Origin of the sequence: Paenibacillus caseinilyticus (genome assembly GCF_027533645.1) — a bacterium.
In the GTDB taxonomy this organism is placed as follows: Bacteria; Bacillota; Bacilli; order Paenibacillales; family NBRC-103111; genus Paenibacillus_G; species Paenibacillus_G caseinilyticus.
This window is the reverse complement of the sequence record NZ_JAQAGY010000022.1, coordinates 30399-42394: the sequence shown is the minus strand read 5'-3', so window position 1 is coordinate 42394 and position 11996 is coordinate 30399. Positions and strand designations below refer to the sequence as shown.

Here is an 11996-nt window from a genome sequence, read left to right as displayed (position 1 = left end):
CAAAGACCCCCGCATGGCAGAAGGTTCTGCCGCACGGGGGTCGGTTTGCTTTTGGGCAAGAAGATCAGAACGAGCGGGCAAGCTCACGGGCACGGGCGATCGCATCTTCCTTGATCTGCTGTGCGCGGTCTTGGAATTGGTTGTGGCCTTCCACGAACAGGCCGTCGAACGACGGAATGCCGAAGAACTGCATGATGACGGAGAGGTACCGGTGCCCCATTTCCATCTGGGCTGCAGGCCCTTCGGAATAGATCCCGCCGCGCGCTTGGATGTGCAGCGCCTTCTTGTCCGTCAGCAGGCCCACCGGCCCCTTCTCGGTGTAGCGGAACGTCTTGCCTGCCGTACAGATCGAGTCAATATAAGCCTTCATGACCGGCGGGAACGAGAAGTTCCAGAGCGGGGTGACGAAGACGTATTTGTCGGCCGCCACGAACTGGTCGGTGAGCTCGCCAAGCCGGGAGACTTTGGCCTTCTCTTCTGCGGACAGCGCGCTGAATTCTTGCCCGGACCGGAGCTTGCCCCAGCCGCTGAACACATCCGCATCGATATGCGGAATATTCTCTTTGTAGAGATCCAGCGTTACGATTTGATCGCCGCTGTGCGATTCCCGGTAGCTGTCGATGAAGGCTTGACCGGCCGCCATGGAGAAGGACGTCTGATGATCGTGGGGATGAGCCGTAATATACAGGAGCGTTGCCATGGAATCCTTCCTTTGCTGTTAGGTTTTGCGGGCTTCATAAGCACACCGTAACAGTATGGGCTTCGGGGGGCCGAGATATTACAAGGAGAAGCTGAAGTCTTCCGGGAACAATCGGCATGGGGGCCGGCAGTTACAGCCAGGTAAGTAGCTTACAACCGTTTCAGTTCTATTCAGAAGGGGGGGCTTGGACTATACTAGGGGAGGGAAACAGGAAGAGATTCACTACCCATTCAATGGAACAATGGCGGAGCGAGAACAGGAATAGATGGAGGATGGGACGTATGAACGGAACTTTAGCGCTGCATCATCATGGGGTGGAAGCAAGCCGGCTGGTGCTCGGCTGCATGGGTCTGGGCGGAAGCTGGGACCGGGAGCCCTTCACGCAGGAGCATGTTAAGCAGGCGCAGGAGGCGGTGGAAGCGGCCCTTGCGGCAGGCATCACGATGTTCGACCATGCGGATATTTATACGATGGGCAAGGCGGAAGAGGTCTTCGGAGCGGTTCTGAAGGAGCGGCCGGAGCTGCGTGAGCGCATTCTGCTCCAGTCCAAATGCGGGATCCGCTTCGAAGAAGGGCCGGGGCGTCCCGGGCGCTACGACTTCTCGCAGGAGCATATCCTGCAATCCGTGGACGGTATTCTGCAGCGGCTCGGTACCGAATATATCGATATTCTGCTGCTGCACCGCCCCGACCCGCTGATGGAGCCCGAAGAAGTGGCAGAAGCCTTCGCCCGGCTGAAGAGCTCCGGCAAGGTCAGGGGCTTCGGGGTCTCGAACATGAGCGGCGGCCAGATGCGATTCCTGCAGTCGGCGCTGGACGAGCCCCTGCTCGTGAACCAGCTGGAGCTCAATCTGGCGAAGCTCGATTGGGTGGATGCGGGCGTACACGTGAACCAGGCGGCCGGTACCGGAGTATCCTTCCCGGACGGCACGCTGGAATACTGCCGCAGCGAGAAGGTGCAGGTCCAGGCTTGGGGCCCGCTCGCCCGCGGCTTGTTCAGCGGCCGCGACGTATCCGGGGAGCCGGAGTCTGTCCAAGCTACGGCGGCCTTGGTGGCCGAGCTGGCGGAGGCCAAGGCCGTACCGGCGGAAGCGATCGTGCTGGCGTGGCTGATGCGCCACCCGGCGGGCATCCAGCCGGTGCTCGGCACCGTGCAGCCGCAGCGCATTGCCGCCTGCGCCGAGTCGCTGAAGGTGCAGCTGTCGCGCGAGGAATGGTACTCGCTCTATGTCAGCTCGCGGGGACAGCGCCTGCCTTAGGGCGCTGGGGCTGCGTTGGGACGGCACCTTAGCAGGCGGAGCGGCCGCCACCGGTGGCGCCGCAGGGCCGGGTCCGCGTGTTTTGCCCCGCGTGCCGGACCCGGCCTGCGACCGCGGCTCTGTCGCACGTCTTCAAGTCCATATGAACGAGGAAAGGCCTGGCTTCCCTTGGAGGAAACCCGGCCTTTTCTTCGTCTGCGCTATATGGATGTGACGCTCCCGGGATCCTGTGCGAGGAGGGACATGCTTCGTCCCACTTGGTGACTCCAAGAGGGAGCTCTGCCGTTGTCAGGCTTCCGCGCCCGACACGTTCACGAGATAGCGGCCCTGCATCCTGCCGCCGAGAATCGACTGCAGGGCCTCGGCGAGGCCGTCCAGGGGGATTTCGGCATGCACCATGGCGCCGAGGCGGGCGGGCTTCAAGTCGCCGCCCAACCGGAGCCATAAGGCCTCCCTCAACCCGCGAGGACAGTAGACCGAATCGATCCCGAGCAGGTTGACGCCCCGCAGGATGAAGGGAAAGACCGAGGCGGAGAAGTCTCCTCCGCCGGTCATTCCGCTGACGGCCACGGAGCCGCCGTAGCGGATCTGCGAGAGCACGGCAGGCAGCTGCGCACCGCCGACGGGATCGACCGCGCCCGCCCAGCGCTCGGTACGCAGCGGCCGCTTGCCCGCGGCTTCCAGCTCTGCGCGGCCGATAACGGCAGCGGCGCCCAGCGACGCCAGATACGGCTGCGCCGAAGCTTTGCCGGTCGAGGCGGTGACTACGTAGCCGAGACCGGCAAGCATGGCGACCGCATGGCCCCCGACACCGCCGGTCGCGCCGGTGACGAGCACTTCGCCGGTGTCCGGCCGCAGCCCCGCCGCCTCAAGGCGGTGCACGGACAAGGCCGCGGTGAAGCCGGCCGTGCCGAGGATCATCGCTTCGCGCAGCGTGAGTCCATCCGGCAGCGGAACCAGCCAGTCGCCAGGCAGCCGGACTTCCTCGCTGAAGCCCCCATAATGGGCGGTGCCGAGCTCGTAGCCGGTGGCAAGTACGGCGTCGCCTTCGCGGAAGCGGGGGTGGGCGGAGGCGGTGACGGTGCCGGCCAGGTCAATACCCGGAACCATCGGATAAGCGCGGACCACCCGACCTGACGGGCTGGAGGCGAGTGCGTCCTTGTAATTGATTCCGGAGTAGGCCACCTTCACCGTGACATCGCCTTCCGGCAGCTGCTCCCGGATTAATTCGCGGAGTCCGGCAGTTACGGTCCCGTCCTCCGATTTGTCCACGATCCAGGCGCGTATGCGTTCCATATCTCAGACTCCTTTCGTATGTAAGATGATAGCGGTTACAGGATGCTCTGTCCGTATTGTACCACGGGGATGCCGGCTTCTCTAAGTGAGGTGCAGACGCGGGCCTATGCCCTTCGTACGGCGGGCGGGCCTCCGCCTTAGGTTCAGGCTCTTATTCTCCCGGAGGGCAGCGCAGTTCCAGCATAGCAAGAACAAGGGCAAGGCCCCGCTCCGGCGCCGTCTGAACTGGAGACTCTAGACGAATCCCAACCCAAAAGCCCCATCTTCACGGGAGACCGCGAAGATGGGGCTTTTGGGTTAGGGCAGGCACGGACGCAATGTTAGCCTTCCGGTCCCGCAGGCTTATCTTGTCCTACTCGGCGCTCAGCGCTTTCTTCAGACGGGTCGTGTTCATGCCGAGAATTTTGTGCTCGCCGATGACGGTCACAGGAACGGACTGGAAGCCCATGCCGGTCAGCTCGTCGAAATATTGATCGTTATGGGCAATGTTCCGCTCTTCGAAAGAGACGCCTTGTTCTTTCAGGAAGCCTTTGACCTGTTCGCAGAACGGGCAGTTTACATTGGAATAAACAATAACCGGTGTAGTCATGGAATATCGCTCCTTTTGCCAATAGCAGAGGTTGTTCAACATGCCTGATTATATCATGCTGCATTTAATAATCAATACTATTTTATAATTATTATAAATAATACAGAAGAGTTACGGGCTATCCTGCGACTGCTGACCTGAAGGCGGACGCGGAGCTTCCAGCAGAGCCTTGGCAAGCTGGGTGCGGTTCTTGGTGCCGAGCTTCTGCAGCATCGCATGGACATGCTTCTTGACGGCCGCTTCGCTGACGAAGAGCTTCCCCGCAATCTCGGGGTTCGTACGGCCGAGAACGAGCAGCTGCGCTACCTCCTGCTCACGCGGGGTCAGCAGAGGGTGAGCCGCAAGTCCCGGTGCGGTGAGGTCCGCAGGCTGCCGAACGGCAGCGGGAGGAAGCCTCTGCATCATCCGGTCGAGCATAGAAAGCTGATGCTCCCGCCGCGTATCCAGGAGATAGGTATAAGCAGGCGTAACGCCGTCATAGACCGTGTGGACAGCGGTCCCCGCCCGGCGGTAACCGAGCGCTTCCACTGACTGGAGGAAGTAAGGGTGCGGCGGAGGCGATGTGATCAGCAGACGGCCGCCCAGAATCCACTCGAACTGCAGCCCGATGGAATCCGAACGCAGCTCCTCCGATTCCAGATTCTCCACATCGGTGGTGAATAGGAAGGCGGCGGATGCCCGGCAGGGCGGCACATCAAAGGCCTGCAGCTCCTGAGGCTTGAGCGAGCGGAAGTAGGCCCGCGAGAGCGGGGATTCCAGCAGGAAGGGGAGCGTACCGGAATGGACAGGCAGGAGGGCGGATAATCCCGCGGCCTCCCCGCCGGGGCGGCGCAGCAGCTTGACGGCTTCGCGGTCCAGCTCCACAAGGGCTTCGAGCTCGAGCCCGGCGAGACGGTACAGCGACTCCTCGGGGGTGAAGGTGAAGCAGAAGACGGCCTGCAGCTCCGGGGTGGCACAGCGGACCCGCCAGCTGCGGGCCAGCTCCTGCCGGCGGCGGATATACTCGCGAGCCTCGTGGAGATTGTGTCTCCCCACGTTCTCGTAGTAATTGAAAGTGTCGCGCGAATGCCGGAAGTGGGCCTGCAGCACGGGATGTCCGGCGATACGCAGCAGCTCGGACAGCTCCCGCGATGCCTCCTGCCCCTGTTCCAGTGCCATACGGGCCGCCGCGTAGCAGGCATCGGCTGTCCGGCTCCGGTACCGTTCGTAGGCTGCGGGCATCCGGGTACGCAGCACCCGGGAAGCCGTTTCTCTGACCATGCTGTGGAGCTCCCATCCCCCAGCTGCCCGCCGGACGAACGAGAGGGAGATCAGCCTCTCGAACAAGAGGGTCGGGATCTCCCGGTCCAGCAGGCCGGAGAGCAGCTCCTGATGGAAGCATCGCGGCACGGAAGCGGCCAGAACGAGCTCCCGCAGGTCCTCCCCGGGCGCTTCCCTCAGCCAGTCCAACAGAAGAGCCTCGAAATCCTCCTGGGTCTGTGGCTCTGCTGCCGGCCCGCTCCGGGAGGTCTCCCTGTCCGGAACAAAGAGCGAGAGTGACAGCGGATGTCCAAGGGTCCGAAGCCAGAGCGCGTCCATCCCGCTTTCGTCCGTGATGCCTTGAAGGCGGGCGTACGTTCTGCTCTCTTCGTAGCTCAGTTCCTTGAGGGGGAGCGGGAGAACGAGCCTGCGCCATCCCGGTTCTCTGCGCCAAGGCCCTTCCAGCGGGAACCGTCCGGAAGTTACCACGAGCAGGCTTGTATGCAGACCGGGCAGGAACCTCTCGCGGATCCAGCTGTCGAGGCTCCCCGCCTCTTCATAGTGGTCGAAGGCGAGGACCAGCGGCGCGGCTGCGGCTGCCCGGTTGAGGCGCTCCCTGCACTGCTCCTGCACGGACAACCCCGTCTCCTCCGTGGGCTGCTTCTCCAGGAGATCCCCGAGCTCCTGGAGCATACGGGCGCAGAGGCGTTCAGGGGTAAGCGGGCCGCCTCGAAGGTCGGCCAGCAGGAAGGGCACACCCCTCTGTTCCGCAACCCGCCGGAAGCGGGAGAGCAGGTAGCTTTTGCCCATGCCTCCTGTTCCGTACACGTGCAGAATACGCTCGGCCCTCTGCGGCAGAGCATCCAGGTATTGCTCGAAGATCCGCAGCTCGAAGGAGCGGCCTACAAAGGAGGCATCATTCTCCTCCCCAAGCCGTTCCGCAAAATTCGCTCCCCTCCACCCGTTCCCATGGGGCCGCTGTTCCAACGCCATCCGTCCCTTCAACCTTTTTTGTATCCCAAAGTATACTACCAAAGTAATCCAATGGGTAGTACCCCGCTCGGAGGCCTCCATGCTACGGTAAAAGGGAGTGAACAACAACCCAGCAGAGGCAGGTGGAGTAAAATGGTTTCGATAAAAGATGGAACGAAACAAGGAAAACCGGAACAAGAAAAAACGGAACAAGAAGGGAGGGAGAGCAGGGAAGCCCTGCTTCGGGAGGATACCATTCCAGGAGCGGAGATTCTGCTGCGGACGCTGCTGCTCGAAGGGGTGGAGTGCGTCTTCGGCTATCCGGGGGGCGCGCTGCTGTATATCTATGATGCCATGCACGGCAGCCGCCGGTTCCGCCACATCCTCACCCGGCATGAGCAGGGCGCCGTCCATGCCGCGGACGGGTATGCCCGTGCTACGGGGCGGACCGGCGTGTGCCTGGCGACTTCCGGTCCGGGAGCCACCAATCTCATCACGGGGATCGCTACGGCGTATGCGGATTCGGTCCCGCTGGTCGTGATTACAGGCAATGTCGCGACCTCCTTGATCGGCACCGATGCGTTCCAGGAGGCGGATATCATCGGCATGACCCAGCCGGTGACGAAGCACAGCTACTTCGTCACGCGGGCGGAGGACCTCGCCCTGACCCTGCGCCGGGCCTTCCATCTTGCGGGTACGGGGCGCAAAGGGCCGGTGCTGGTCGACATTCCGAAGGACGTATCCTCGGCGCTCGCGGTGTTCCGCTATCCGGCAGAGGAGGAGGTGCGGGTGAGGGGCTATGATCCGTATCCTGTGCCCGACCCTGTACGGATCGGCGAACTGCTGGAGGCGCTGGAGAAGGCGGAGCGTCCTCTGCTGCTGGCCGGCGGCGGCGCCGTACAGTCGGATGCGGGAGCGGCGCTGCTGGCTTTGGCCGAGCGGGCCGGGATTCCCGTCGCCACGACGCTGCTGGGGCTGGCCGCCTTCCCTGGCGGGCATGGGCTGTGGACCGGGATGCCTGGGATGCACGGGACGTATGCGGCCAACATGGCACTGCAGGAGTGCGACCTGCTCATCTCGGCGGGCGCCCGGTTCGACGACCGCGTAACGATGAAGCTCGACCGTTTTGCGCCGAAGGCGGCCGTCGCACATATCGACCTGGATCCTGCCGAAGTCGGGAAGCTCGTACCGGTTACGATTCCCCTGATCGGGGATGTGCGGACCGTGCTGGAGGCGGCTCTTCGGCGGATGCCGGTTGAAGCGCCGGCGAGGGAAGGCTGGCTCGGACAGATCCGGGCCTGGCAGGAGGAGCAGCCCCTGCGGTATGCGCCGTCCAGTACAGAGCTCAAGCCGCAATATGTAATCTCCATGCTCTCCCGTACTAGCGGAGGGAATGCGATCGTCACGACGGATGTCGGGCAGCACCAGATGTGGACGGCACAGTATTTTCGCTTCGCGCAGCCCCGCTCCTTCCTCACCTCCGGGGGGCTCGGCACCATGGGCTTCGGCTTTCCTTCCGCGATCGGGGCACAGATCGGCCATCCGGAGAAGCTCGTCATCTCGATCAACGGCGACGGCGGCATGCAGATGTGTGCCCAAGAGCTGGCGATCTGTGCGCTGCACGGACTGCCCGTCAAGATCGCGGTGATCAACAACCGGACGCTCGGCATGATCCGCCAATGGCAGGAGTTAATCTACGAAGGGCGGTATTCGCATATTGATCTTGGCGGATCACCGGATTTTGTTCTGCTCGCGGAGGCCTATGGAGTCCGGGGCCTTCGGGCTGCGACGCCGGGGGAAGCGGAAGAAGCCTGGAGGGAGGCGCTCGCGCATCCGGGGCCCGTCCTGATTGATTTTGTCGTAGCCAAAGAGGAGCTGGTCTATCCGATGGTTCCGCAGGGCAAGGGGCTCGGAGACATGATTCTGGGGAGGGAGAGCGAATGACCAGGAAATGTACGCTGTCGCTTCTAGTCAATGACAACCCCGGGGTGCTGCAGCGCATTGCCGGCTTGTTCGGCCGCCGGGGATACAATATGGACAGCATCACGGTGGGCGCTTCAGAGGAAGAGGGAACGGCAAGAGTTACGATTCTTCTGCGGGGAGACGCGAGGCAGGCGGAGCAGATCGGCCGGCAGCTCATGAAGCTGATCGATGTGCTCGAGGTGCAGGAGCTGGGCCCTTGCTCCGGGGTGATCGGCAGGGAGCTCATGCTGGTGAAGCTGCAGGCCGGCCCCGCGCAGCGCCCGGCGGTCCTCGCCATGGCGGAGGGCTTCCGCTGCGCGGTCGTGGATGCGGGCCCCGGTTCCCTGATCCTGCAGGCGGTGGGGGACAAGGAGAAGAACGATGCCTTCCTGCGGCTCGCCGCGGCTTACGGCATCCTGGAAGTGACGCGCACCGGCGAGACGGCCATGTCCCGGGGGTGAATCGCCAGCCTTGCCGTATCCGCCTTGCCGCTCCCCGTCTTTTGCCCGGTCCCGCGCCAAGCGCGGCGCTAGCCTGACGGCATACCGGGTTCCCGGGGCACGGCAGCGCCGTCTGTTTTCTGGTATAATGTTCTGACAGAAGACAGGCATAAGGGCGGGCGGTGGAGTCATGGAGAAAGTGGCGGGAGAAGCGTGCGACGAGACGTGCCAAGGCACCTCCCCATTAGATGAACTCAAAGAGGGGATGATCCAGGAAGGGACGGCGGCCTCCCTGGCGGATGTATTCAAGGCGCTGGGAGACCCGACCCGGGTCAAAATCATCTATGCGCTCCTGCAGAGGGAGCTCTGCGTTCACGATATCACCCAGGTGCTGGAGATGGGCCAGTCGGCCGTGTCGCACCAGCTGCGGTATCTTCGTAATCTGCGGATCGTGAAGCGGCGCAAGGAAGGCAAGACGGTATTCTACTCGCTGGATGATGAGCATATCGAGCAGATTTTCGTGCAGATGCTGAAGCACGTGAAGCACGGCTGACGCCGCGTTCGGCGAATGGTCAGCGGCGGGCGGCGGAGGCCGTCGTCACGGGGATAGAAGGCAGGGTCCATAGAGGACGCTGTCTTTTTTGCACTATTAGAATTTATATCTCACCAGGGCTCGATCCTGTCATTTTATCGTTTTTATAAACGCGGGCGCTTGGCTGCCGAAAGCCGTACCGATTGCCGATTGTCCCCTGGGACGGGGGATGAATCGGAGCTGGTCCGCATACCTTGTAAAGAAGGTAGGCAGGCCGCCTCTGCGGCCGGGAAGGGGGACTCCCAAGTGCTGCGACGCCGCTGGAGAAGCAGCCCCACGGGCCGGGCCCGGACGAAGCGCAATCTCCTGATCTCCCTCGTGGTGGTCGTGCTGCTCCTGCTCCAGTTGTTTCTCTATATCGAGAGGAATTTGAAGCCGCCGCTTGCCGCGCTGGCCAAGGTGCGGGTGAAGCAGATCGCAACGGAAACCATCAACGGCGCGATTACCGAACAGATGGCGAAGAACACTAGCTTCGATAAGCTGATCGACTGGAAGACCGACCGGAGCGGGAAGGTGACCGCCTTCATGCTCAATAATGCGGAGCATCTGCGGGTGACGGCGGATACGGTCCGCATCGTGCAGCAGCAGCTGGACCGGATCGCCTCCATGCCGGAGGAGGTTCCGCTCGGGCAGGCCATGGATTCGCCGCTGCTCGCATCCTTCGGCCCCGATATCCCAATCCGGCTGGTCCCGGCAGGTTCGGCCAAGGTCGACCTCAGTACGCGCCATCAGAATGCGGGGATCAACAATGTGCTCGTCGAGGTGTTCGTCCGAATCCGGGTGGAGGTCAACATCATTATTCCTTTCGATACGGTTCCCGAAGTGGTCGAGACCGAGATTCCGATCTCGTATTCGCTGGTAGTGGGGGATGTGCCGACGTATTATTTCGATGCCAAGGGCAATCCGGCCGGCGGAGCGGGGGCGGCGGCGCCTGGCATGACGGTACCCGATCTGAATCTGCTGCCCAAGGGCCCTTCTGCGGCAGCGGAAGCCTCAGAAGAATAACAGGCATTGGATAGCTCCGGCGTTAGGCCAAAGAACGACAGGCCAAAGAGCCGCGAACTGGCTGGCCCCGGCCCGGGGAGCTTGTTCATGGCTCTTTGTCATGGGGCACTCGTGCCCATCGCATGATGTCTCTTCGGCAACCGCACAGGGACAGTCCGTCACTTGCGGCGGCGCAGCCGTTCTTCCCGCTCCCATTTAGTCAGGTGGGGATAGGGGTCGAACGACCAGTCGGTCAGGCCGTTGTCCCGGTAGAGACCGTAATGCAGATGCGGAGGGAATTTGCCCGAGGTGCCGGGCTTGCCGTATCCCGAGCTGCCCACCCAACCGATCACCTGACCGGGTTTGACGATATCGCCCTGCTTCACTTCTTTCTTATTGAAGCCGGACAGGTGCGCATAGTAATGATACACATTATTCAGGTCCCGGATGCCGATCCGCCAGCCGCCGTAAGGGTTCCAGCCCATAATCTCCACAAGGCCGTAAGTCGCGCTGCGCACGGGCACCCCGTGCTCGGCGAAGAGGTCCGTGCCTTCATGCATCCGGGCACCGCCCCAGCCCCTTCGGTCACCCCAGGTGCTTCGGTAGGAATAATCGGCCCCAAGAGGCATGACAAAGCAATGTTCATGAAGATCGAGCGTATCGAAAGCCGCATAAATCCGGGCGAACTGCGAGATCCGGTCGACGCTGCGGCTGTTCTGGTAATACTCCCACAGACCGATGCGAAGGTCCTCCTCCGCGGTGCCCTGGTGGAGCAGATAGGAGGCCATGGAGTACAGGCGGTCCATGTCGCTCGCGCGATCGGCGAACCCGTCTCCGTTCCCGTCGAGCCCCCGCCCGCCGAAGATCCGGATGCTCTCCGGGTTCTTGTCCTCCGGGTCGGGATTCAGCATGCCTCCCCACTGGAGATCCGTGTACGAAATGGCGATAAGCCGATCCGGCGTCTGCCGTTTCTTGGCCAGGTTCAGCGTGCGTTCGTATTGATCCACCGCGGCCAAATAATACCAGGGGATCCCGGTCAAAGCGCCGACTTTATCGAAAAGGTCCTTCCGCTGGGCGAAAACGGCTTTCATCCCGCTGCCTTGGGCGTTGGCCGAGGGGAGTGCCTCAGCCGGAGCGAAAGCCGAGGCGCTGTCCGCCCCCAGCATGACACCGAGGAGAAGGGTGCCGGATAGAACCGCCGCCGCTGCCCGGGTATGGATTACCGTCATATGTAAGCTTCCTCCTTCTGCTGGTCACGCCGCGCCGGCCGGTCTGTGCACGGGGGAGAGCCGGCCTGGGTTGCCGGAGAAGTCTCCGCCGCGAGCATGGACTTTGGGTTCATTCATATGACGGTAGGATGTGCGCCAAGCCTGCTTTTTATCCAGCGGGGAGTCTGCTATGATGTGGGCTGGGAGGGGATGCGGGGAATGGGCTTCGAGCACCGCGAGGAGCATGTCGATGAAGGCATGCTGATGATCCAGGCGAACCTGGACGATATGAATCCGGAACTCACTTCGTATGTGACCGATCTGTTGTTCGAGCAGGGGGCGCACGATGTATTCTGGATTCCGATCATTATGAAGAAAGGCCGTCCCGGCGTTATGCTGAACGTGCTTACCGACGAGGCGGCGGCCGGCCGGATGGAGACCGTCATATTCCGGGAGACGACAACCCTCGGACTGCGGTATGGCCGCATGGCCTGCCACCGGCTCGGCCGCGAGTTCCATCAAGTGGCGACCCCATGGGGGGACGTAGCCGTCAAGGCCGGATTCCACAAAGGAGAACTCGTTCAATTCGCGCCGGAGTTCAAGGACTGCGAGAAGGCGGCGAAGGCGGGCGGTGTGCCGCTCAAGAGGGTCTATGATGAAGTGCGTCTGCGGTTTCTCCGGGAGGCCTCGTTGGAAGGAGACGGGGACGGCGGCGGAGAAACATAGGCAGGCCGGCAGGGGAATGACAAAGAAGC

11 protein-coding genes are annotated in these 11996 nt (G+C 62.5%); 6 read left to right on the top strand and 5 right to left on the bottom strand.

Annotation, left to right across the window (positions count from 1 at the left end; translation table 11 throughout):
* Window positions 1–64: 64 nt before the first annotated feature.
* Window positions 65–700 carry an FMN-dependent NADH-azoreductase gene (locus O9H32_RS25390; protein WP_269868926.1) on the bottom strand — a complete coding sequence of 212 codons (636 nt, stop codon included), beginning with the start codon at window positions 698–700 and terminating at the stop codon, window positions 65–67.
* Between the two features lie 281 nt (window positions 701–981).
* Here O9H32_RS25390 and O9H32_RS25385 point away from each other — a divergent pair, with 281 nt between their 5' ends.
* Window positions 982–1959: an aldo/keto reductase gene (locus tag O9H32_RS25385; protein ID WP_269868925.1), complete on the top strand. Its 978-nt coding sequence runs from the start codon at window positions 982–984 to the stop codon at window positions 1957–1959.
* A gap of 288 nt (window positions 1960–2247) precedes the next feature.
* Here O9H32_RS25385 and O9H32_RS25380 read toward each other — a convergent pair whose 3' ends face one another.
* The 3 genes from O9H32_RS25380 to O9H32_RS25370 all read right to left on the bottom strand — a co-directional run bounded on the left by O9H32_RS25380 (window position 2248) and on the right by O9H32_RS25370 (window position 6076).
* The gene (locus tag O9H32_RS25380) at window positions 2248–3255 is read right to left on the bottom strand and encodes an acrylyl-CoA reductase family protein (RefSeq protein WP_269868924.1); all 1008 of its coding nucleotides are present in this window, start codon (window positions 3253–3255) and stop codon (window positions 2248–2250) included.
* Between the two features lie 352 nt (window positions 3256–3607).
* The gene (locus O9H32_RS25375; RefSeq protein ID WP_269868923.1) at window positions 3608–3844 is read right to left on the bottom strand and encodes a glutaredoxin family protein; all 237 of its coding nucleotides are present in this window, start codon (window positions 3842–3844) and stop codon (window positions 3608–3610) included.
* 111 nt (window positions 3845–3955) lie between these two features.
* Window positions 3956–6076: a LuxR C-terminal-related transcriptional regulator gene (locus O9H32_RS25370; protein ID WP_269868922.1), complete on the bottom strand. Its 2121-nt coding sequence runs from the start codon at window positions 6074–6076 to the stop codon at window positions 3956–3958.
* Between the two features lie 132 nt (window positions 6077–6208).
* Between O9H32_RS25370 and ilvB the strand changes: the two genes are divergently transcribed.
* From ilvB to yunB, 4 genes are all read left to right on the top strand, one after another.
* Entirely contained in the window at window positions 6209–7999 is a 1791-nt protein-coding gene (ilvB, locus tag O9H32_RS25365; protein ID WP_269868921.1) for a biosynthetic-type acetolactate synthase large subunit, read from the top strand.
* Entirely contained in the window at window positions 7996–8478 is a 483-nt protein-coding gene (ilvN, locus tag O9H32_RS25360; protein WP_269868920.1) for an acetolactate synthase small subunit, read from the top strand. Before ilvB ends, ilvN begins: the two co-directional genes overlap by 4 nt.
* Window positions 8479–8647: 169 nt before the next feature.
* Window positions 8648–9010: an ArsR/SmtB family transcription factor gene (locus tag O9H32_RS25355; protein WP_269868919.1), complete on the top strand. Its 363-nt coding sequence runs from the start codon at window positions 8648–8650 to the stop codon at window positions 9008–9010.
* A 285-nt stretch (window positions 9011–9295) separates the two neighbouring features.
* Window positions 9296–10054 (top strand): sporulation protein YunB, encoded by a 759-nt coding sequence (yunB, locus tag O9H32_RS25350; protein WP_269868918.1) that lies wholly within the window; start codon window positions 9296–9298, stop codon window positions 10052–10054.
* Window positions 10055–10212: 158 nt separating this feature from the next.
* On the opposite strand, the gene O9H32_RS25345 is transcribed toward yunB, so the two are convergent.
* Complete coding sequence (locus tag O9H32_RS25345) at window positions 10213–11262, bottom strand: M23 family metallopeptidase (protein ID WP_269868917.1); 1050 nt, start codon at window positions 11260–11262, stop codon at window positions 10213–10215.
* A gap of 96 nt (window positions 11263–11358) precedes the next feature.
* On the opposite strand from O9H32_RS25345, the gene larC reads away from it, so the two are divergent.
* Window positions 11359–11967 (top strand): nickel insertion protein, encoded by a 609-nt coding sequence (gene larC, locus O9H32_RS25340; RefSeq protein ID WP_406627378.1) that lies wholly within the window; start codon window positions 11359–11361, stop codon window positions 11965–11967.
* The last annotated feature ends 29 nt before the right edge of the window (window positions 11968–11996 follow it).

What these genes read in the sequence shown, in the direction of transcription:
- O9H32_RS25390 (WP_269868926.1), bottom strand. Translation starts at nt 700, where the DNA reads ATGGCAACGCTCCTGTATATTACGGCTCATCCCCACGATCATCAGACG.
- O9H32_RS25385 (WP_269868925.1), top strand. Translation starts at nt 982, where the DNA reads ATGAACGGAACTTTAGCGCTGCATCATCATGGGGTGGAAGCAAGCCGG.
- O9H32_RS25380 (WP_269868924.1), bottom strand. Translation starts at nt 3,255, where the DNA reads ATGGAACGCATACGCGCCTGGATCGTGGACAAATCGGAGGACGGGACC.
- O9H32_RS25375 (WP_269868923.1), bottom strand. Translation starts at nt 3,844, where the DNA reads ATGACTACACCGGTTATTGTTTATTCCAATGTAAACTGCCCGTTCTGC.
- O9H32_RS25370 (WP_269868922.1), bottom strand. Translation starts at nt 6,076, where the DNA reads ATGGCGTTGGAACAGCGGCCCCATGGGAACGGGTGGAGGGGAGCGAAT.
- ilvB (WP_269868921.1), top strand. Translation starts at nt 6,209, where the DNA reads ATGGTTTCGATAAAAGATGGAACGAAACAAGGAAAACCGGAACAAGAA.
- ilvN (WP_269868920.1), top strand. Translation starts at nt 7,996, where the DNA reads ATGACCAGGAAATGTACGCTGTCGCTTCTAGTCAATGACAACCCCGGG.
- O9H32_RS25355 (WP_269868919.1), top strand. Translation starts at nt 8,648, where the DNA reads ATGGAGAAAGTGGCGGGAGAAGCGTGCGACGAGACGTGCCAAGGCACC.
- O9H32_RS25345 (WP_269868917.1), bottom strand. Translation starts at nt 11,262, where the DNA reads ATGACGGTAATCCATACCCGGGCAGCGGCGGCGGTTCTATCCGGCACC.
- larC (WP_406627378.1), top strand. Translation starts at nt 11,359, where the DNA reads ATGGACTTTGGGTTCATTCATATGACGGTAGGATGTGCGCCAAGCCTG.